Origin of the sequence: Streptomyces lunalinharesii, assembly GCF_039532155.1 — a bacterium.
GTDB classification, from domain to species: Bacteria; Actinomycetota; Actinomycetes; order Streptomycetales; family Streptomycetaceae; genus Streptomyces; species Streptomyces lunalinharesii.
The window spans coordinates 279,723-300,208 of the sequence record NZ_BAAARK010000008.1 but is presented as its reverse complement, the minus strand read 5'-3'; the positions used below and the strand labels follow the sequence as shown (position 1 = coordinate 300,208).

General features: G+C 73.7%; 17 protein-coding genes, 2 tRNA genes and 1 pseudogene. 5 read left to right on the top strand and 15 right to left on the bottom strand.

Annotated features, from left to right (window positions below):
* Positions 1-20 precede the first annotated feature (20 nt).
* From ABD385_RS16030 to ehuB, 6 genes and pseudogenes are all read right to left on the bottom strand, one after another.
* Positions 21-94 (bottom strand) — tRNA-Lys (locus ABD385_RS16030).
* Positions 95-190: 96 nt separating this feature from the next.
* Positions 191-949 (bottom strand): annotated as a pseudogene (locus ABD385_RS16025) (IclR family transcriptional regulator).
* A gap of 572 nt (positions 950-1,521) precedes the next feature.
* A complete protein-coding gene (gene ehuA / locus ABD385_RS16020; protein ID WP_425585411.1) occupies positions 1,522-2,349 on the bottom strand; it encodes an ectoine/hydroxyectoine ABC transporter ATP-binding protein EhuA in 828 nt (275 codons plus the stop codon).
* Entirely contained in the window at positions 2,339-2,989 is a 651-nt protein-coding gene (gene ehuD, locus ABD385_RS16015) for an ectoine/hydroxyectoine ABC transporter permease subunit EhuD (protein WP_344576091.1), read from the bottom strand. Before ehuD ends, ehuA begins: the two co-directional genes overlap by 11 nt.
* Positions 2,986-3,732: an ectoine/hydroxyectoine ABC transporter permease subunit EhuC gene (gene ehuC, locus ABD385_RS16010; protein ID WP_344576090.1), complete on the bottom strand. Its 747-nt coding sequence runs from the start codon at positions 3,730-3,732 to the stop codon at positions 2,986-2,988. Before ehuC ends, ehuD begins: the two co-directional genes overlap by 4 nt.
* On the bottom strand, positions 3,729-4,553 hold the full coding sequence (ehuB, locus tag ABD385_RS16005; protein ID WP_344576088.1) for an ectoine/hydroxyectoine ABC transporter substrate-binding protein EhuB: 825 nt from the start codon (positions 4,551-4,553) through the stop codon (positions 3,729-3,731). The genes ehuC and ehuB overlap by 4 nt, the downstream gene beginning before the upstream one ends.
* Before the next feature lie 263 nt (positions 4,554-4,816).
* Between ehuB and ABD385_RS16000 the strand changes: the two genes are divergently transcribed.
* On the top strand, positions 4,817-5,317 hold the full coding sequence (locus tag ABD385_RS16000; RefSeq protein ID WP_344576087.1) for a DUF3830 family protein: 501 nt from the start codon (positions 4,817-4,819) through the stop codon (positions 5,315-5,317).
* A 118-nt stretch (positions 5,318-5,435) separates the two neighbouring features.
* On the opposite strand, the gene ABD385_RS15995 is transcribed toward ABD385_RS16000, so the two are convergent.
* Both ABD385_RS15995 and ABD385_RS15990 read right to left on the bottom strand, forming a co-directional pair.
* The gene (locus tag ABD385_RS15995) at positions 5,436-6,854 is read right to left on the bottom strand and encodes an amidase (protein WP_344576086.1); all 1,419 of its coding nucleotides are present in this window, start codon (positions 6,852-6,854) and stop codon (positions 5,436-5,438) included.
* A gap of 84 nt (positions 6,855-6,938) precedes the next feature.
* On the bottom strand, positions 6,939-7,913 hold the full coding sequence (locus tag ABD385_RS15990) for a D-2-hydroxyacid dehydrogenase (protein ID WP_344576085.1): 975 nt from the start codon (positions 7,911-7,913) through the stop codon (positions 6,939-6,941).
* A gap of 208 nt (positions 7,914-8,121) precedes the next feature.
* On the opposite strand from ABD385_RS15990, the gene ABD385_RS15985 reads away from it, so the two are divergent.
* From ABD385_RS15985 to ABD385_RS15975, 3 genes are all read left to right on the top strand, one after another.
* Positions 8,122-9,024: a maleate cis-trans isomerase family protein gene (locus tag ABD385_RS15985; RefSeq protein ID WP_344576084.1), complete on the top strand. Its 903-nt coding sequence runs from the start codon at positions 8,122-8,124 to the stop codon at positions 9,022-9,024.
* A gap of 55 nt (positions 9,025-9,079) precedes the next feature.
* Complete coding sequence (locus tag ABD385_RS15980) at positions 9,080-9,805, top strand: maleate cis-trans isomerase family protein (RefSeq protein ID WP_344576083.1); 726 nt, start codon at positions 9,080-9,082, stop codon at positions 9,803-9,805.
* 211 nt (positions 9,806-10,016) lie between these two features.
* Complete coding sequence (locus ABD385_RS15975; RefSeq protein ID WP_344576081.1) at positions 10,017-11,147, top strand: LLM class flavin-dependent oxidoreductase; 1,131 nt, start codon at positions 10,017-10,019, stop codon at positions 11,145-11,147.
* A gap of 28 nt (positions 11,148-11,175) precedes the next feature.
* Here the strand turns inward: ABD385_RS15975 and ABD385_RS15970 are convergent, their stop codons facing one another.
* Entirely contained in the window at positions 11,176-13,005 is a 1,830-nt protein-coding gene (locus tag ABD385_RS15970) for a putative bifunctional diguanylate cyclase/phosphodiesterase (protein WP_344576079.1), read from the bottom strand.
* 403 nt (positions 13,006-13,408) lie between these two features.
* Here ABD385_RS15970 and ABD385_RS15965 point away from each other — a divergent pair, with 403 nt between their 5' ends.
* Positions 13,409-14,614, top strand: a complete 1,206-nt coding sequence (locus tag ABD385_RS15965; protein ID WP_344576158.1) for a M6 family metalloprotease domain-containing protein — start codon at positions 13,409-13,411, stop codon at positions 14,612-14,614.
* A 50-nt stretch (positions 14,615-14,664) separates the two neighbouring features.
* Here ABD385_RS15965 and ABD385_RS15960 read toward each other — a convergent pair.
* From ABD385_RS15960 to ABD385_RS15935, 6 genes are all read right to left on the bottom strand, one after another.
* A tRNA-Lys gene (locus ABD385_RS15960) sits at positions 14,665-14,738 on the bottom strand.
* A gap of 56 nt (positions 14,739-14,794) precedes the next feature.
* Entirely contained in the window at positions 14,795-15,421 is a 627-nt protein-coding gene (locus ABD385_RS15955) for a bifunctional DNA primase/polymerase (RefSeq protein ID WP_344576078.1), read from the bottom strand.
* A gap of 229 nt (positions 15,422-15,650) precedes the next feature.
* Positions 15,651-16,034, bottom strand: coding sequence for a hypothetical protein (locus ABD385_RS15950; RefSeq protein ID WP_344576077.1), 384 nt, complete (start codon positions 16,032-16,034; stop codon positions 15,651-15,653).
* A 193-nt stretch (positions 16,035-16,227) separates the two neighbouring features.
* Positions 16,228-17,586: an AAA domain-containing protein gene (locus tag ABD385_RS15945; protein ID WP_344576075.1), complete on the bottom strand. Its 1,359-nt coding sequence runs from the start codon at positions 17,584-17,586 to the stop codon at positions 16,228-16,230.
* Between the two features lie 49 nt (positions 17,587-17,635).
* Positions 17,636-19,183, bottom strand: a complete 1,548-nt coding sequence (locus tag ABD385_RS15940) for a hypothetical protein (RefSeq protein WP_344576073.1) — start codon at positions 19,181-19,183, stop codon at positions 17,636-17,638.
* Positions 19,174-20,481 (bottom strand): hypothetical protein, encoded by a 1,308-nt coding sequence (locus ABD385_RS15935; protein WP_425585410.1) that lies wholly within the window; start codon positions 20,479-20,481, stop codon positions 19,174-19,176. The genes ABD385_RS15940 and ABD385_RS15935 overlap by 10 nt, the downstream gene beginning before the upstream one ends.
* Positions 20,482-20,486 lie beyond the last annotated feature (5 nt).

The following is a 20,486-nucleotide window of genomic DNA, read 5'->3' as shown; positions in this document are numbered from 1 at the left end:
GAGGGCGCCCACTTCGTACGTGCGCCGCCAGGGACTCGAACCCCGGACCCGCTGATTAAGAGTCAGCTGCTCTAACCAACTGAGCTAGCGGCGCGCGCTGACAGAAGAAATACTACCGGGTCGACAGGGGTGCTCATGACCACCCGTGCGATCATGCCCGGCGCGGCCCGCACCGGGACCGCGCCCGACCTCAGATCGCCAGCGACAGCAGGACCGGTGCGGCCTTGCGGTTGAGGGCGTCGGCGGCCTGCCGCAGCCGGTGGGCGTGCTCCAGCGGCATGGACAGGGCCAGGCAACCGACCGTCTTGCCGGCGGTGATCGGCACCGCGGCGCAGACCGTGCCGACCGCGTACTCCTGGAGGTCCAGCACGGGGACGGTCGGCGGCTGGCTGTCCAGCTTGTGGAACAGCACCTTCTCGTTGGTGATCGTCCGGGAGGTGAGCCGGGCGGTCTTGTGGCGCGAGAGGTGGTCCATCCGGCCGTCGTGGTCGAGCTGGGCCAGCAGGCACTTGCCGACCGCGCTGGCGTGCGCCGTGCGGCGGAACTCGGCTCATTCGTTGACCTTGGGCGCCAGCGGGCCGTCGGCGTAGTGGAGGATCTTGACCTCGCCGTCGATGTACCGGCTGATGTAGACCGCCGCCCCGACCGAATCGCGGAGCTGGTCCAGCGTGCGCTGCAACTTGTCGCACAGGGCGCGACTGCGGTCGGCGCCTGAGCCGAGCAGGAGCAGCGACTCGCCGACGACGTACGCGCCGTCGGCGAGCTGCTGCGCGTAGCCTTCCCGGCGCAGCATCGACAGCAGCTGGGTGAGGTGGGCTGCCGGCAGTCCGGTCTCGCGGGCGATCTGCGCGTCCGTCACGCCATCGGCGTGCCGGGAGATCGTTTCGAGCACGCGGAGGGCGTACTGCACCGAATGGAACGGCGCGGTCGGCTCGGGCTTCAGCGCCACGGTGTCCCCCTAGGAGGTTGGTACCGCTTGCGTCGTGACCGTTGCTGACGGCCGCGCCCGCGGGGTGTGCGGGCCGCTTCCGGACAACGGGCTCGTATCACGATAGCGGTCAACGGGCCCGGATGGAGGGGGTCTTGACTGAAAACCGGGTCGGTTCACGCGTCTGTGCAGGCGCCCTACACTCTGGCATATGCCATCGTCATGAACAGGCCGTGGGATCCGGCGCGGACCGGCGACAACGGCAGGTCGGAACGGGGCGGGCGGTCCGCTGACGGCCCGGGTTGACGGCCGGTGATGACGTGCGAAGTTGACGGAGCGTCGGGTTTTCGCCTGAGGCCCGGGTGCCTCATCGTTCCGCCTGGTGCGCTCTTTTCCGCCAGGGACGCGTACGCCTCATCCGTCACGTCCGACGCAGGGGGCGCGGATGTCTCAAAACTCCCGGTGTACCGGGGCCCGGCCCCTGATCGCCCGGGAAGCGGGCGGCGGGCGGGGCGGGCCGGAGCACGCACCACGCGGTGCACTCCCGCCCGCCCCGTGGCGGCGCCCTCGTGGGGCGCCGCCCGTCGCGCCGCCTACAGCACCGCGCTCAGGAACTCCCGGGTCCGCTCGTTCTCCGGCTCCGTGAAGATCTGCTCCGGCGGGCCGAACTCGATGACCCGCCCGGCGTCGAACATCATCACGCAGTCGGAGACGTCCCGGGCGAAGTTCATCTCGTGCGTCACGCAGAGCATGGTGATGTCCGTGGAGTGCGCGATGTCCCGCAGCAGGTCCAGGACGCCGGCCACCAACTCCGGGTCGAGGGCCGAGGTCACCTCGTCCAGCAGCAGGACCTGCGGGCGCATGGCCAGGGCCCGGGCGATGGCGACCCGCTGCTGCTGACCGCCGGAGAGCTGCGTCGGGTACTTGTCGAGGTGGGCGGTGAGGCCGACGAGTTCGAGCAGCTCGCGGGCGCGCTCCTCGGCCGCGTCCTTGTCCAGCCCGAGGACGTGCACCGGGGCCTCGGTGATGTTCCGCAGCACCTTCATGTTGGGGAACAGGTTGAACTGCTGGAAGACCATGCCGATGTTCTTGCGGATCTCCCGGCTGTAGCGGTCGCTCGCCGGGACGAGCTTGCCGCCCTTCTCCTCGTGGGTCAGGTACCGGTCACCCAGCCTGATGGTGCCCTCGTCCGGCTTCAGCAGCGTCATCATCAGCCGCAGGATCGTGGTCTTGCCGGAGCCGGACGGGCCGATCAGGGTGACGTGCTTGCCGGCGTAGACCTTCATGTCGAGCGCGTCGAGGACGGTGTGCGTCCCGAACCGCTTGGTGACCTTGTCGAAGTGGATCAGTTCGGTCTCCCCGGAGTTCGCGCCGTCTTTGACGGTGGGCGGGGTGTTCGGGGTGCTGTGTTCAGCGGACAAGGCGGCGCTCCAGGGCTCGCAGGAGAAGGGAAGCGGGGTAGGCGATGGCGAGGAAGGCGACCCCGACGAGCGTGTACGGCTCGATGGTCTGGAAGGTCTGGGACGAGAACTGCCGGGCCTCGCCCAGCATCTCCAGCACGCCGATGGCGAAGAGCATCGGCGAGTCCTTGAGCATCGCGATCACGTAGTTGCCGAGGGCGGGGACCACCCGGCGGATCGCCTGCGGCAGGATCACCGCGGTCCAGGTGCGGCGGCGCGACAGGCTGAGCGCGACGGCCGCCTCCCACTGGCCGGCCGGGACGCCGTCGATGCCGGCGCGGTAGACCTCGGCGGTGTACGTCGAGTAGTGCAGGCCCAGCCCGATCACGCCGGTGGCCAGGGCGCTGAGCGTCAGGCCCCACTCGGGCATCACGTAGAAGAGGAAGAACAGCTGCACCAGCAGCGGGGTGTTGCGCACGAACTCGGTGACCACGGTCACCGGCCAGCGCACCGCCTTCAAGGACGAGCGCTGGGCCAGCGCCCAGACCAGGCCGAGCGCGAAGGCGATCAGGGAACCCAGGGCCAGGGCCTGGAGGGTGACCAGCACGCCCTTCCAGAACGTCGGCAGGAAGTCGCCGATCGCGGACCAGTCGAACTTCATCGGGCCTCACCTTCCGCGCGGGCGGCGGTACCGGTGACCGCCGGGCCGGTGGCGGACCGCAGTCGCAGCCGCGACCGCTCGGCCGGCGCCTGCCCGACGCCCGCCTTGGCGTGCCGCTCCACCGCCCGCATCCCGCGGGTCAGGGCGAACGCCAGGACGAAGTACATCACCAGGATGATCGTGTAGACGGGGGCGCTCTGCGCGGTGGCGTTGCGCACCAGGGAGGCGCCGAACGCGATGTCGCCGACGCCCAGGATCGACACCAGCGCGGTGCCCTTGAGCAGCTCGATCAGCAGGTTGTTGAACGGTGGGACCATGCCCGGCCACGCCTGCGGCAGGACGACCTTCCGCAGCTGCTGGGCGGGCGAGAAGCTCAGCGCGATGCCGGCCTCGCGCTGGCCCGCCGGCACCGCGGCGATCGCGCCGCGGACGACCTCGGAACCGTACGCGCCGTAGGTCAGGCCCAGCGTCAGCACCGCGGCCCACATCGGGGCCAACTGCCAGCCGAACCCCATCGGCAGCACGAAGAACATCCAGAACATCAAGATCAGCGCGGAGGTTCCGCGGAAGACCTCGAAGTAGGCCCCGGACAGGAACCGCACGATCCACCGCCGGTGGGTGCGCGCGAGGCCGATCCCGAAGGCCACGACGGCGGCCAGGGCCGCGCTGTAGACGGTCAGCTGGACGGTGATCCAGACGCCTTTGAGGAGGAGTTCCCACAGACCCCAGGTGATGTCGCTCATGGCCGGCACTTCTCCTTGGCGGTGATCTTCGTCATCTGCTGCGCGGTGAAGCCGAAGGGCCGCATGAGGTCCAGGAGTTCCCCGGACCGCTTCATCGTGTGGAGTTCCCGGTTGAACGCGTCCCGCAGGTTGGTCTCCGGGGTGCGGAACGCGAAGCCGCCGACGTCGATCACCGGCTTGCCCTTCACGTACGGGGTGACCTCGGGCGTCGCCTCCGCCTTGGTGGTCCGCGACTGCTTCACCACGTTGCGCACCGTCACCGCGGTCCCGACGAAGACGTCCACCCGCCCCTGCTCGACCGCCAGCAGACCCGCCAACTGGTCGGGCAGCGTGGTGATTTTGGTGACCCCGGCCTCTTTGGCGTAGTCGATCTCGGCGTAGCCGACGCCGGTGGCCATCCGCGCCCCGGTCCGGGCGATGTCCTTGTAGCTGAGCAGCTTCAGCGGATTGCCCTTGCGGACGATGAAGGCGTCCAGCATCTGGTACTCGGGATCGGCGAAGATGACCTGCGCGCAGCGGTCGGGGTTGATGTACATCCCGGCCGCGACCACGTCGAACTGCTGGGAGTTCAGCCCGACGATCAACGAACCGAAGTCGGTCGGGAAGGGCTCGACGCGCGGGACGCCGAGCCGCTTGAAGACCACCCGGGCGATGGTGGGCGCCGAACCGGTCATCTTGCCGTCGGTGCCGATGTAGCCGTAGGGCTGCTCACCGGCCAGGCCCAGGGTGACCGACCCCTTCTTGCGCAGCCGGTCCAGCAACTCGCCGCCGCCCGTCGCGTTCGCGGTCGGGACCCGGCTGCAGCCGCTCGCCGCGCCCATCGCCCCCGCTGCGCCGAGCGCCGCTACCCCCGCGAGCAGCGACCGGCGACGGATGCCACGGGTCCGTTGTCCGGTGATGTCGTGTCCCTGGGTGTGGTGTCCTAGAGGAGGGTGAGATATCGGATTGTCTGAGGTCGTGCTCTGTGGTGGAGCCATGGGCGCGCGGCTACCCGAACCGTTCACGCCTATGCCGATGGTTTCCAGCCCTTCACACCGGCACGGGAGATGTTCCGTACGCCGGTAATGCCCCCTACGCTCGGGATATGACCGATCGCTTCATCGAAGTCTCCCTGGACAAGCGCGGCGTCGGCTGCACGGCCAAGTTGCTCGACGATCGCGCCCCGCTCACGTGCGCAGCCGTCTGGGACGCCCTCCCGCTCGGCGGCGACGTCTACCACGCCAAGTACGCCCGCAACGAGATCTACGCGCTGCTCCCGCCGTTCGCCCCCGAGGAGCCGCCGCTGGAGAACCCGACGATCACCCCGATCCCCGGCGACCTGTGCTACTTCACCTTCAGCGACACCCAGTTGGGCACCGCCTCCTACGGCTACGAGAACGCGGCCAAGCACCGCGGCCGCGCCACCGTCGTCGACCTCGCGCTCTTCTACGAGCGCAACAACCTGCTGATCAACGGTGACGCGGGCTGGGTGCCGGGCATCGTCTGGGGCTCGGTCGTCGACGGCCTGGACCGGATGGCCGACGCCTGCCAGGACCTCTGGCGGGCCGGCGCCCTCGGGGAGACCCTCACCTTCCGCCGGGCCTGACCCCCGCCACCCCGCCACCCGCCCGGGGGCGCCGGGCGCCGGAATGCCCCCCGCCCCCGCCGCGTTGTGGCCCCGCAGGGGGCCTCGGCGCCCCCTACGGGAAGTGTTCGCCCGCCCCCTAGGGCACCGGCGGCGCCGGGATGTCCGCCGTCCCCGCCTCGTAGAGGGCGTGCGCGGCGCGCAGCACCAGCGCGTCCGCGTGCCGGGCACCCACCAGCTGCACCCCGATCGGCAGCCCGTCGCCGTCCAGCCCGCAGGGCACGGTCGCGGCGGGCTGCTGGGTGAGGTTGAACGGATAGGTGAACGGCGTCCAGCCCGTCCACCGGGCGTGGCCGGAACCAGGCGGCACTTCCACGCCGGCCGCGAAGGCGGTGAGCGGTTCGGTCGGTGTCACCAGCAGGTCGTAGACGCTGTGGAAGCGCCCCATCGCCCGCCCCAGCGCCATCCGGACGTCCACCGCCGCCAGGTAGTCCAGCGCGCTGTAGCGGGCGCCCTGCGCACACACCTCCTGGAGCCCCGGATCCAGCAGCGCCAAGTTGGCCGCCCCCAGCGGCTGCACCACCCGGGCCGCGCCGCTGAACCACAGCGTGTGGAACGCCTCCACGGGATCGGCCACGCCCGGATCGACCTCCTCGACGTCCGCGCCGAGCCCGGCGAGCGCGTCCACCGCCCGGCGGACCGCCGCCGCCACCGCCGGCGCCACCGGCACGTCCCAGCCCAGCGTCGGGCTGTACGCCACCCGCAGCCCCGTCACCTTCCCGGCCAGCGCCTGACGGAACGACCCCGTCTCCGGGGCCAGCTGCGACCAGTCCCGCCAGTCCGGACCGCAGATCACGTCCATCATCAGGGCCGCGTCCGCCGCGTCCCGGGTCATCGGCCCCACGTGCGCCAGCGTCCCGAACGGGCTCGCCGGATACAGCGGCACCCGCCCGTAGGTCGCCTTCAGCCCGAAGATCCCGCAGAACGACGCCGGGATCCGCACCGACCCGCCGCCGTCCGTCCCCAGGCTCAGCGGCCCGGCCCCCGACGCCACCGCCGCCGCGCTGCCCCCGCTGGAACCGCCCGAGGTGCGCCCCGGGTCGTACGGATTGCCCGTCACCCCGTGCCGCGGACTGTCCGTGACGCCCTTCCAGCCGAACTCCGGCGTCGTGGTCTTGCCGACGAACACCGCCCCGGACTCCCGCAGCCGGGCCACCGCCGGCGCGTCCTCGTCCCACGTCGCGCCCTGGGCCCGGACCGTCCGCGACCCGCGCAGGGTCGGCGCGCCCCGGGTCAGCAGCAGGTCCTTGACGGTGACGGGCACCCCGTCCACCGGCCCCGCCGGCTCCCCGCGCCGCCAGCGCTCCGTCGACTCCGCCGCCTGCGCCAGCGCCGACTCCGCGTCGATCCGGGTGAAGGCGTTGACGGCGACCCGGGCGGCCTCGGCGCGCGCCAGCACTTCCCGGGTCGCCTCGACGGGGGAGAACTCGCCGGCGGCGTAGCCGGCCGTCAGTCGGGTGGCGGACAGGTCGGCGAGGCGGGTCGGTCCGTTGGTCATGCGTCCTCCGAGCGTCGGCCGCCCCGAGCGGGACGGCGGGCGGGGCACGGACCGCCGCGGGCCGGACCCGGACGGTCCGCGCGGTCACTGCACCGGTACGTATCCGAGGCGTTTGTCGACCACGTTGAGCAGCGGCTCCCCGGCCGCCCACCGGTCGAAGTTGTCCTGGAACTGCGTGGCGAGCGCGTCCCGCCAGCCCAGGGTGTCGCCGCTCATGTGCGGCGAGACGATCAGGTGCGGCACGTCCCACAGCGGACTGTCGGTGGCCAGCGGCTCGTGCTGGAAGACGTCCAGCGCCGCGGCCGCGATCCGCCACTCCCGCAACGCCGCGACCAGCGCCTCCTCGTCCACCAGCGGCCCCCGCGCGACGTTGACGAAGCGGGCCCGGCGCGGCATCAGCGCGAACGCCGCGGCCCCGAACATCCCCCGGGTCGCCGCCGTCAGCGGCGCCGCGCAGACCACCCAATCCGCGTCGGGCAGCAGCGCGTTCAAGCCGTCCGCGCCGTGCACCCGGCCGAACTCCGGATCATCGGTCCGCTCCCGGCGGCCCACCAGCTCGACCTCGACACCCAGTGCCAGCAAGGTGGTGCCGATGGCCCGGCCGATCGGCCCGGACCCCACCACCACCGCGCGGGTGCCGGCCAGCCGCAGTGTCTCCCGGTGCCGCCAGCGTCGCTGCCGCTGGAGCTCCCAACTCCCGTAGAAGTCCTTGGCCATGGCGATCACCAGTCCGGCGACGTACTCGGCGATCGGTTGTTCGAAGACTCCGCGGGCGTTGGTGACGACGGTGTCGTCGGCGATCAGCGCCGGGCACAGGAGCCGGTCCACGCCGGCGCTCGCGGTGTGCACCCAGCGGGGCCGCGGGCCGCGCTCCGGCCAGCTGTCCCGGATCGCGTCGGAGGTGAAGTCCCAGGCCAACAGCACGTCGGCGGTGGGGAGTAGGTCGGCGAGTGTCTTCTCGTCGGCGAAGACGACGTCGGCCCGGCCGGCGAGCCGGTCGAGCTGGGGGAGCGGGTCGGAACCCAGTACGAGGAGGGTGCTGCCGGTGCTATCGGACATAGGCCAGAACCGTTCTGAAGCGTGTGCCCCGTATCGCGGAACAGGGCGCCGACAGATGCCTGAGATGCGAGGATTGACCACGCTAAGAAGTCGTATCTACCGTGTCAACAACGGCTCTGTCCCGACGTCCCGGCTTGTCCGGCTGCACCACCTCCCCCGGCCACTGTGGCCGCGCCATACCAGCCCTTCGTGCCTTCTAGGGGCCTTCATGGACGTCTCTTTCCTGGGTGGCCCACAGCCGCAGCTCGGCGTGGGCGTCGTCGCTCCCTTCGACTTCGCACTCGACCGCGAGCTGTGGCGTTGGGTCCCCGACGACGTGTCCCTCCACCTCACCCGAACTCCCTTCGTACCCGTCGAGGTCAGCCTCGACCTGGCCCGCCTGGTCAGCGAGCACGAGACCCTGCACGCCGCCGTCCAGGCGCTGTGCGCGGTATCGCCCCAGGTCATCGCCTATGCCTGTACGTCCGGCAGCTTCGTCGGCGGCATGGCGGGCGAACGCGCGATGTGCGCGGCCATGACCCAGGCGGGGGAGGTACCCGCCCTCACCACCTCGGGCGCCGCGATCGCGGCGCTCCACGAGATCGGGGCCCGGCGCGTCGCCGTCGTCACCCCGTACACCAAGTCGGTCACCGATTCCCTGGAGGAGTACCTGGGCGAGGCCGGGATCACCGTCACCGGCCGCGCCTACCTTGGACTCACCCGACACATCTGGAAGGTCCCCTACCGCGACGTCGTCGACATGGCCCGGGAGGCCGTCGTCGGGGGCGCGGACGCCCTCTTCATCAGCTGCACCAACCTCCCCACCTACGACGTCATCCCCCAACTGGAGGCGGAGCTGCGGATGCCCGTGCTCTCCGCCAATCAGGTGACGGTGTGGGCCGCGCTGCGCGCGATCGGCATCCAGGCCGTCGGGGCGTACCAGGCGCTGCTCGATCCGGTGGCGCGCAGCGGCCCGGCCGCGATGACCGGCAGCCAGCCGCCGGGCGGACCCGGCCCCACTCCCGAGGCCGCCTTCGCCGGCCCGTCGGCGCCGCCCGAGGCCGACTCGGTCGACGGCACCGAACCGTCCCCCTACCTCCCCGACGATCCCGGCCACCAGCCGCCGGGCTGAGCCCGCTCCGCCGCACCACCGCACACCGCACCCACCACCCGCAAGGGAGAACTGCATGGCATCGGTCGGCTTCCTCTACCCCGGCCACTCCGCAGAGGACGACTACCCCCGGCTCGAAGCGCTGCTGGGCGGCGCGGTCCGCCTGCCGCTCGTGCACACCGACATCGGCGAGGACGCCCACCGCGTCGACGCGCTGCTGGAGATGGGTTCCGCGGCCCGGCTCGGGGCCGGCGTCGACGCGCTGCGGGACCGCGGCGCCCAGGCCGTCGTCTGGGCGTGCACGAGCGCCAGCTTCGTCTACGGCTGGGAGGGCGCCCAGCGGCAGGTGCGGGAGCTGTCGGCCGCCGCCGGGCTGCCCGCCTCCAGCACCTCCTTCGCCTTCGCGCACGCCGTCCGGGCGCTCGACGTCCGCCGGGTCGCGATCGCCGCCACCTATCCGGCCGACGTCGCCGAGTACTTCCACGCGTTCCTCAAGGCCGCCGGCGCCGAGGTCGTCGCCACCCGGGGCAGCGGCATCATCACCGCCGCCGAGGTCGGCACCTGGGGCCGCGACGAGGTGCTCGCCCTGGCCCGGGCCGGCGACCACCCGGACGCCGAGGCCGTCCTGCTGCCCGACACCGCCCTGCACACCGCCGCCCACCTGCCCGCCCTCGAAGCCGCGCTCGGCAAGCCGGTCCTCACCGCCAATCAGGTGACGGTCTGGGAGGGGCTGCGGCTGCTCGACCGCCCGCTGTCCTGCCCGGAGCTGGGCACGCTCTTCTCCCGCACGGCCCGCGGTTAGCGCCCCGGCCCGTCACCCCGGCCGCGACCGGCAGCCGTCGGCCCGCGGTCGGGACCTTCGTCGACCCCGGCCGGGAACGGCCGGCCCGCGGCCGGCGCCACGCCCCGGCCGGAATCGCCGCCCGGCTCGGGAATAACCGGAGAATCGCTCCGGTTGACCTTCTCGCACAGCAACGACGTCAAGGACGCGCGACGCGAGGAGGACCCGCACCGTGAGCGGCGAACAGCAGCAGACCCCGGGCACCGACGGCCGACCCGGGAGTGACGGGATCCGAGGCACGGCCCTGGGCACCGCACCCGTCCCCCTGTCCGTGCTCGACCTGGTGACGGTCGGCGCCGGCAGCACCGCCACCGCCGCGATCCGCACCGCCGTCGACATCGCCCGCGGCGCCGAGCGCCGCGGCTTCCACCGCTTCTGGGTCGCCGAGCACCACTCCATGCCCGGCGTCGCGTCCTCCTCGCCGGCGGTGCTCCTCGCGCACCTCGCCGCCCACACCGACCGCATCCGGCTCGGCTCCGGCGGCGTCATGCTGCCCAACCACGCCCCCCTGGTCATCGCCGAGCAGTTCGGCACCCTGGAGGCGATGGCCCCCGGCCGCGTCGACCTGGGCCTGGGCCGCGCCCCCGGCACCGACGGCGCCACCGCCGCCGCGCTCCGCCGCACCGACCGGCTGCACGAGGGGGCCGACGACTTTCCGCAGCAGCTCGCCGAGTTGACCCGCTTCCTCGACGACTCCTTCCCCGACGGCCACCCCTACGCCCGGATCCACGCCGTCCCCGGCCCCGTCCAGGCCACCGCCCCCGGCGGCGTCCAGTCCCCGCACCGCCCGCCCCTGTGGCTGCTCGGCTCCTCCGGCTTCAGCGCCCGCCTGGCCGGCACGCTCGGCCTGCCGTTCGCCTTCGCGCACCACTTCTCCGCGGCCAACACCGTCCCCGCCCTGGACCTCTACCGCGCCTCGTTCCGCCCCTCCGAGGTGCTCGCCGAGCCGTACGCCCTGATCGGCGTCTCCGCGCTGGCGGCCGAGGACGAGCAGGAGGCGCTGCGCCAGGTCCGCACCGGCGCGCTCGCCATGATCCGGCTGCGCACCGGCCGCCCCGGCCTCGTCCCCAGCCCCGAGGAGGCGGCCGCCCACCACTTCAGCGCCGTCGAGCAGGACTTCGTCGACAGCTGGCTCGGCAACGTCGTCCACGGCACCCCCGACGCCGTCCGCCAGGGCCTCGACGACCTGGCCAAGCGCACCGGCGCCGACGAGCTGATGATCACCGCCAACGCCCACACCGGCGAGGTCCGCCGCCGCTCCTACGACCTCATCGCCGACGCCTACGGACTCCCGCAGGGCTGACGCCCGGCGCGGACGCGGGGCGCGCGGCTCAACTACAGGCGCGCCCCGCGTCCAAGAGCGCCTCCACCCGGTCCGGGGCCACCGGCCGGGAGTAGAGCCAGCCCTGACCGGTGTCGCACCCGATCCGGCGGAGCCGTTCGGCCTGCTCGGCGCTCTCCACGCACTCCGCGGTCACCGTCAGCCCGAGCCGGTGCGCCAGCGCCACCAGCGCCTCCACGATCATCTCGTCCGCCGGGTTCGGGTGCTCCTGGGAGCGGAAGCCGTGGACGAACGACCCGTCCAGCTTCAGCACCGACACCGGCAGCCGGCTGAGGTAGGCGAGGTTGGAGTAGCCGGTGCCGAAGTCGTCGATGGCGATCCGCACGCCCATGTCGCTGAGCGCCTGGAGGGCCTGCAACGGCCGGCCGGCCGACCCCATCACCGCGGACTCGGTCAGCTCCAACTGGAGCAGCTGCGGCGGCAGCCCGGTCTCCGCCAGGATCCCGGCGACGTCCGCCACCAGGTCGGAGTCCCACACCTGACGCACGGCCACGTTCACGCTGACGAACAGCGGCTCGCCCCCGGGGTGCGCCAGCTGCCAGGCCCGCGCCTGGTAGCAGGCCCGCTCCAGTACCCAGCGGCCCAGTTCGACGATGGCGCCGTTCTCCTCGGCCAGCGCGATGAACCGATTCGGCGACAGCACGCCGAACTGCGGATGCCGCCACCGCACCAGCGCCTCCACGCCCTGCGCCCGGCCGTCCCCCAGCCCCACCAGCGGCTGGTACTCCAGGGTGAACTCGCCGCGGTCCACCGCCGGCCGCAGCGTGCTGGACAGCGCCTGCCGGGTCATCCGGTGGGCGTTGCGCTCCGGGTCGAAGAGGGTCCAGCGGGCCTTGCCGTCCTCCTTGGCCCAGTACAGCGTGGTGTCCGCGGCCTGCATCAGCCCGGTCGCCGTGGTGCCGCTCGCGGTCCGCTCGACCACGCCGATGCTCGCCGACACCGACAGCCGCTGCCCGGCCAGGTCGAACGGCCGCTGGAGCGCGTCCAGCACCGACTGGGCCAGCTCCGCCAGCTGGTCGGTGCCGGTGGAGTCCTCGACCAGCAGCGCGAACTCGTCGCCGCCCAGCCGCGCCACCAGGTGCCCGGCGCGGCCCGGTCCGCGCCCCGTGGCGTGCTCCGCGCAGCCCGTCAGCCGCTGCGCCACGGCGCTGAGCAGCCGGTCGCCGACCCGGTGCCCCAAGGTGTCGTTGACCGCCTTGAAGCCGTCCAGGTCGAGGTAGCACAGCCCGATCCGGCCGGTGCCCGTCCGCTCGAACGCGGCCGCCTCCAGCGCTGCGGAGAGCCGTTCGAAGAACAGCGCGCGATTGGGCAGCCGGGTCACCGGATCGTGCATCTGCAGGTGCCGCAGCCGGGCCAGCAGGTCGTGCCGGTCGCTGATGTCCGCGATCGACAGCAGGACCCGCTCCGCACCGCCCAGCGGCCCCTCGGCGACCGGCTCGACGGTCACCTCCACCCACACCGAACTCCCGTCGGACCGCTTCACCCGGCGGGTGGAGCGCAGCCGGTCGCTGCGGCCGCACAGCACCTCCCGGTACGCCGCCCACACCCGTGGGTCGGCGCCCAGGTCGGTGAGGTCGGCGGCGGTGGCGGCGACCAGGTCGTCCGGGTCGGCGCCCACCAGCTCGCCCAGCGCGGGGTTGGCGGCGAGCACCAGTCCGTCGCGGTTGAGGACGGCCATCGGCAGGCTCGCGGTGTGGAAGGCGGCGCGGTAGTCGCCGAGCGAGGCGGCGGTGTCGTCGCACCGGGCGGAGGCGTCGCAGACGGACGGGGGAGCGGGACGGGACGCCGATTCGTTGGTCGAACCCTCACGCTCCGTCACCGAGGGCAGTGTCGCTCCGGGCATGCGGCCCGTGCTGTCGGGGTGTCCGCTCACTGCTCGCTCCCGCATGGCGCTTGTCTCGTGACGGAGGGGGGACCTCGCCCTGGAAAGTGTGGCGATCATAGAGGCTGGCACGAGGGCCGATCCAGCGACGAAGCCGTGACCATCCGCACGCATGACGGAAGTTCAGCCAATTCTGCCCGGCTCTGTTCGTCCCTATTGCCCCGTTGGTCGCTTGTGACTTTCCGTTACGACCTGGCGGGGGCGTGACCATCACTCATACGGGCTGCCATAACGAGACGAAGAGCATGAAATCACCACAGGGTAAGTGGGTGTCCCGAATCCATCCCTGGAGGTCTACGTGCCGCGCGCCCAGACACCCCACGGGGTGGACCGCCGCCGCATGCGGCGCGTCGCCGCCGTCGCCACCTCCCTGAGCGCGCTCATCGCGACCTCCATCGTGGCCGGCCCGGCCACCGCCTCCGAGGCGGCCCTCTCCTGCGCCCTGGGGCGCACCGACGCCCACCACTCCGAGGGCGTCGACAACTGGAACGGCGCCTACCCCCGCCCGAACCGCCACCTCGACGCGGTGATGATCTTCCTGTCCTTCCCGGACGCCCGCCCCACCACGACCCCCCAACAGCTGTCCGGCGACTACTTCCCCAGCACCTCCCGCTTCTTCGAGCGCGCCTCCTACGGCAAGTTCCACCTCCGCACCCACATCCACCACCGGTGGGTCCGCATGCCGCACCGCTCCACCTGGTACGGCATACAACGGGACTGGGAATCCGGGCGCCGCTCCGCCTACCTGCGCGACGCGGTCGCCGCGGCCGACCCGGCCATCGACTTCAGCCGCTACGACCTGGTCTACCTCGTCGCCGACCCGTCCGCTCCGGGCGTCGACTCGGACGCCACCAAGGTCGTCAACCTCGACCAGCCGATGCACGTCGACGGCGCCGAGCTCCGCCGCTTCGTCACCGTCTTCGAGCACAGCCCGCCCGACCGCAACGTCCTCGCGCACGAGACCGGCCACGTCTTCGACCTGCCCGACCTCTACCACCGCCCCGAGAACGGCCACGGCGACTGGGACACCTACGTGGGCGACTGGGACCTCATGGGCAGCCAGTTCGGACTGGCCCCCGACCCCTTCGCCTGGCACAAGTGGCGGCTGGGCTGGATCACCGACGCCCAGGTCGACTGCGTCGGCCTGGACCACCCCCGGATGCACTCGCTGCGCACCCTCTCCGCCCCCGAGGACCCCGGCGACCGCCGTCGCCCCCGCCTCCTGGTGGTCCGCACCGGCCCCGACAGCGCCCTCGCCATGGAGGCCCGCGGCGCCGAGGGCAACGACCGCGCGCTCTGCACCGAGGGCGTCCTCGTCTACCGCGTCCGCAGCACCACCGCCTCCGGCGCGGGCCCCGTCCAGGTGCTCGACGGCCACCCCGGCACCTCCGCCTGCTGGGGCACCTCCGTCTACCCGCCGCTCGCCGACGCCCCGCTCGGCGTGGGGGAGAGCCTCAACGACACCGAGGACGGCGTGCGCATCCAGGTCCAGGGCCGGACCACCGACGGCGAATGGGCGGTCAAGGTCACCCGCAGCACGCCGTGACCCCGCACACGCCGAAGGCCCCCACCGGAGTGGGGGCCTTCGACCGTCTGTGCGCCGCCAGGGACTCGAACCCCGGACCCGCTGATTAAGAGTCAGCTGCTCTAACCAACTGAGCTAGCGGCGCCTGCTGACGGGGAAAACATTAGCATCCTGGCCGGGGAGGGCAAAAATCGATTCCCCTCAGCCTCCCGTCAGTACGGGATCCATGCCCTGAACAGCGCTTTCGTGGTGCGCACGGGGGGTCTCCCGGTCCGCGCCGAGCCCGCCGCGGGCGGCCCGTACGCAGGCCCACAGCAGGATGTCCGGCCCCGGCAGCCAGGGGGCGCGGACGTCCGGTGCCACCAGCCAGCGCGACCCGGCGGGCGTCTCGTCCCCCGCGCCACCCGCGGCGTGCGGGCGCGGATGCAGCGGCGGGACCGTCACCGCGTCCCCGCTCCCGTGGCACAGCAGGGGCGGCACGGCGCTGCCCCACTCCTCCCAGGCCAGCAGCGAGGGCAGCCGCTGGGCGGTGCCGGGCGCCGCGAACAGCAGGATCCGGCCGCGGTGCGTGGCCACCGGCCCCGAGCCCGGACCGCTCGACCACAGGCGGTCGACCATGCGCCGGCCGAAGAGCGCCGGGGCGTTGATCACGTCGAAGGCCGCGCCGCACGGCAGCACGGTGGGCGCCTCGGGACGCTCCGCCCACAGCACGTGCATGCCCTCCGGATGCGGGCTGGCGGAGGCGAGCCAGTCGGCCCCGGCCAGCGTGACGTACGCCGTGGTGGGGAAAGCCAGGTTCCGCGGAGTCTCGGGCAGCCAGTCACTCATGAGACAGGTCTACCGACTCGGAGCCCGCGGCAGTCCTCATTGGCGGAAACCGGGACAGGACGGGGCGCTGGGGAGTATCTTCCCCGCGCCGCATATGCCAGCGGCTCATGATCTAGGACCATGAGCCGAGAGGGGTGTCTGGGGTCGGTGTGATTGCTGTGACCACGGCTTTCGTGGGCCGGACCGCGGCGCGCCGGCCTCGTGGATCCGTGGCCGGCCCGGGCGCCGGTCAGTCGGTGTCGGGCGGCACGGTGCTGCCGCTCCGCAGCAGGCTCTGGCCGAACTCGACCATCTTCTGGGCGTAGTCCTCGGTCCAGTCGGCCCGCTCGGCGACCGCGGCCAGCGACAGCCGGTCGAAGCGGCGGGGGTCGGTCAGTTGGGCGGCGGCCATCGCCTGGAACTCCGTCGCGCGGTCGGCCGCCGCGCGGAACGCCAGGGTGAGCTCGGTCGCACGGCCGAGCAGGGCGCCGGGGTCCTCGACCGACTCCAGCCCGAAGAAGTGCTCGGGGTCGACGGTGGCCTCGGGCGGCTCGAACAGCAACTGCGCGGGCCTCATGCGGCGGGGGGCGGGCGCCGTACCGCGTGGATCGGGAGCCGGCTGCGGCTCGGACATGTACCTACCTCCATGGTTGTGTGCCGCATTCCATTGTCCCGCCCTCCGCAAGGGGGCCGCCGGTGGCCCGCGGCGGTGGCCACCACCACGGCCGGCACCGGCGGCGGGGCACCCGGCCGCACCACCCCCGCAGCGGCACCCGCCACCGGCGGCGCCGTGCAGATCGCCCGTCGGGCAGCTGGCGCAGCGGTGGTCAGGGGCGCCAGGTCACCCGGTGTTCCGCGAGGTGTGCGAGTACGGCGTGGTTGGCTTCCCAGCCGTCCGGGAACTTCACCGTGACGCCCAGTTGTACGGGATCCGTGGCGGGATGTTCGTCGAGGAGGTCGGCGACCCCGGCGCGGCAGACGACGATGCAGGCGTGCCGGTGCCGGGAGGCGAGCACGCACAGCCGCCCGGTCTCCAGGTGGAAGGCGGTCGCGTCGGGGCGGCCGGAGAGCGGGTGCAGGACGACGGTGACGTCGAACTCGCGGCCCTGGAGGCGGTTGGCGGTGTCCACCGTGACGCCGGTGACGCCCAGCTCGGCGAGGGCCGCCCGGACCGCCGCGGCCTGGTCGCGGTGGGCGGTGCCGACCGCGATCCGGCCGGCCGTCAGCGGCACCCCGCCGTCCGCCTGCTCGCTGGTGGCGACCCCGCCGCGGTCCAGCACCCGACGGACGACCCGGGCGACGGCGCGGACCGCCTCCGGGTCCGTGCGGGGCGTGTGCCGGGCCGGCAGCTCCAGGAGCCCCCAGCCGGATTCCGCGGCCTCGTCCAGGACGCGGTCCACGGCCGAGCCGTCGCCCCGGACGCCGAACGCCAGCCGCCGGTCGTCGGGCCCGGTGCCGCTGCGGAACGGCGTGTACGGGTAGAAGGCGCCGGAGACCAGGGGCGCGGCGGAGGCCGGCAGCCGCCAGGAGACGGGGAGGCGGTGCTGCGGCAGGTCGGGGTTGTGGGCGAGGAGGGTGGAGACGGCGCTGGCGGAGGGGTCGTAGGACAGGCCGGCCCACTGGTCGGCGCCGACCACGCTGAACGGGTCGAGCTGGCCCGGGTCCCCGACGAAGAGCGCCCGCTCGAAGAGGCCGGCGACGCTCAGCAGCGCGTCGGAACGCATCTGGTACGCCTCGTCCACGATCGCGTGCCGCCAGGGTTCCTCGACCTTGGTGTAGGCCCACTTGGCGGCGGTGGAGACCACCACGTCCAGCGCGGCCAGCTCGGCGATCTTGGCGGAGGTGTGGACGGCGGGCAGCTCGGCCAGGGCCGGGTCGAACGCGCCGGGTTCGCTGCTGTGCAGGCGGCCCACGGGCAGCTCGGGGTCCTTCGCGGCGAGGCGCAGGACGAGGTCGTCGACCTGGGCGTTGGTCTGCGCGACGATCATCAAACGGCGGCCCGCGGCGGCCAGTTCGCGGGCGGCGCGGACGACCAGGGTGGACTTCCCGGCGCCCGGCGGGGAGTCGACGACCACGCCGCGCCGGGTGCTGTGCAGCGTGTCGTGGAGGATCGCGTCGGTCGCCCGGGCCGCCGCGGCGGCGGGGTCGGTCGGCGGCGGCGCGGGCAGGGGCGGCGGGGGCGTCATGCCGGGGCGCCTTCCGGGGAGTTGGCGGGCGTGGGGCGGGCGGCGCGGGTCACAGGAAGTCCTCCGGGGTGACCGGATCGGCGACGGGCGGTGCGTCACCGGGGCCGGGCGGCGGGCCGCCGTGCGTCCACGGCGTGTCCTCCGGTTCCGGGAGGGTGGGGCCGCCGCGCGGGGCGTGCTCGAAGAGCGTCCAGCACAGGACGTCGCCGGGCTCCGGAACCGAGCCCGGCTCCGGCGTGCGGCCGCGGCCCATGCCGCCGGTGAGCCGGAGCACCGGTGCGCCCTCCGCGCCGGCGGCGTGCGCCACGAACTCGGCGGTCTGGGTGCGCCCGTCGGGCAGCGCGCGGTGCAGCTTGGTGCCCTCGGCCAGCGGCGGACGGTCGTCGGTGGACAGCGTCACCAACGGGCGGGGCATCGGCCGCTTGCCCTCGGAGAGCGCCATCTCGACGTCGGTGACGGTGCCCTGGAGGGCCTCGCCGGCGAGCCGCCGGGCGGCCATCACCAGGGGGTCGTCGAGGGCCTCGTGGGCGTCCAGTTGGGCCTGCGCGCTCTCCCGGGCGGCGAGCTTCTGGGCGGCGGTGACCGCGTCGTCCCGCTTGGGCTGCGGTGGTTCGCCGGCGCGGATCCGGTCGCGGTGGGCGGTGTACGACCAGCGGTCGCGCTTCCAGCGGTCGGCGACCCGGGCGCCCTCGGGCAGGCCGCGGAGCAGGTCGATGCCCTGCCAGACGGCGTCCCAGGTGGGGCGCAGTTGGCGCTCGACGAGGGCGCGGACCTCGTCCTGGGCCCCGGGGGTGCCGGCGTCGTAACGCGCCATCGCGGGCGCCAGCAGCCGGTTGTCGAACGCCGGGTCGGTGGCCGGTCCGGCCGGCGGGCAGTGCAGCTGGCCCTCCGCGTCGCGGCCCGCCTCGGCGAACTCGGCGGCCCGCTGGGCCGGAACGCCGGGCGGCGGGGCGATCCAGGCCAGCAGCGCGCCCAGGTGCTGGTCCTCCAGGGCGCTCTGCCCGGTCGCCCAGTGGCGGGTCAGCAGCTCCGTCAGGGACAGCAGCAGGCAGGCGCCCGGCACCCGGGCCCGCTCGCCGAAGTGCGTGAACCAGCGGCCCAGCAGCGGGACGTGCGGCGGCGCGGGGTAGGGCGTCTCCGGCTCCTGCTCGGCCGTCCGCCGGAACCGCATCGAGCGGCCCAGCAGGCGGACGTACTCGATGCCGGCGGTGCTGGGCACGATCAACTGGGGTGCGTCGGCGCACAGTTCGACCTGCACCGGGACCTTCTTGCCGGTCTCCGCGTCGGTCTCCTTGCGCTCCTCGAACTCGACGTCGTCGGCGAAGCCGTCCACATGGGGCAGCACCGCCTCGGCCAGGTCGGCGAGGAAGGCGAACCGCAGGTCGCGGTCGCGGGGTTGAGGCACCGTCAGCAGCAGTGGCTTCTCGCGGTCCGTGCCGACCAGGGCGCCCAACGGGGCGCCGGCCTCACCGGCGGTGGTCAGCGGGACGAGGACCAACGGGCGGGCGGCGAGGTGGCGGTGGCGGACCGTGGTCCGCGGCTGGGCGCGGCCGGCGGCCGCCGCCTCCATCCTGGCCAGCGTCTCGATCAGTGACACGGGTCCTCCCCGGTCCGCGGTGCGGGTAGGGGTGCGGCGTCGGCCGCTCCGGTGGGGCCGGTGCGTGCACCGGAGGCGTCGGCGAGGGCCGCGCGGCGCAGTGCGGCGGCCGCGCGCAGGGCCTGGACGGCCGGGTCGTCGGGGTCGGCGTCGGGGTCGCCGGCGGCCGCCGCCAGCGCCTCGTCGACGGTGCGCAGCCCGCCCAGTTCGCCCCGCGCGCCCCGGCCCAGGGCCTCCACCGCGCCGTCCTCGCGGGCGCGCTTGCGGCAGTGGAAGGCCAGTTCGCAGGCGGCCAGGCATTCGGGGGCGTAGGCCGCGGGGACCGCCTCCACCGCCTCGGTCAGCTCGGCGGCCGGGCGGGTCGCGCTCTGGCCGTCGTCGGTCAGCCCGAGGTCGAAGGTGGTCCCCGGGGGAAGCGCGGCGGCGATCTCCTCGACGCGGGTGAGCCGGGCCAACTGGCGCCGGGTGGTGGCCAGTTGCTTGCGGACGTCGACGGTGGCGGCGGTCGGGAGGTTGGAGAAGTCCTTGGGGCAGACCAGCAGCACCCGGTCGTGGACGGCGACGGGGCGGCCGGTGTGCGCCGCGGTGTGCTCGGCCACCGGCTCCAGGGCGAGGACGTAGACCGCCGCCTGGCGGGCGGCGGCACCGACCTTGGCGGCGTCCGCGGCCCCGTCGATCATCGGGAACGACTTGATCTCGACGACCGTCCAGCCGCCGTCCGGATGCACGACCACGGCGTCCGGCTCCACGTAGGCCGGCGAGCCGGCGACGTCCATCGCCAGCAGCGGGTGGTCCAGCAGTGCCCAGTCGCCGGCCGCGGTCGCCTCGCGCAGCGCCAGCGCGGTGCGCGCGGCCCGCCCCTCGGGGCCGGCCGCGGACAGGTCGGGCCGGGCGACGGCGTCGTCCTCCGGCAGGGCGGTGCCCGGCGCCAGCCGCTCGCACACCAGCCGCAGCAGTTCGGCGCCGCCGTCGGCCTTCACCCGGGCCTCGAAGGAGTTGCCGCGGACCAGCGCGAACTGGGACTGCCCGTAGCCCGCGGGCGACCCCAGTGCGCGGGCCAGCGCACCCTTGTCGACGCCCGCGCCGTCCAGCAGCGCCCGGCGTCGACAGCCGGGGTTGGCGGCCAGTGCGGCCAGCGCGCGGGCGTCCAGCGACCGGGGGCGCACCCCCGGCCCGCGCAGTTCCGTCAAACTCCCCCGGATCACGCCGGGAGGCGCCCCCGGCGGCGGGCTCGGTGGGCTCTCGCGGGAAACGTTCACCCGCCGAAGTCTGGCATCCACCACGCCCGGAGCGGGCATCGCCT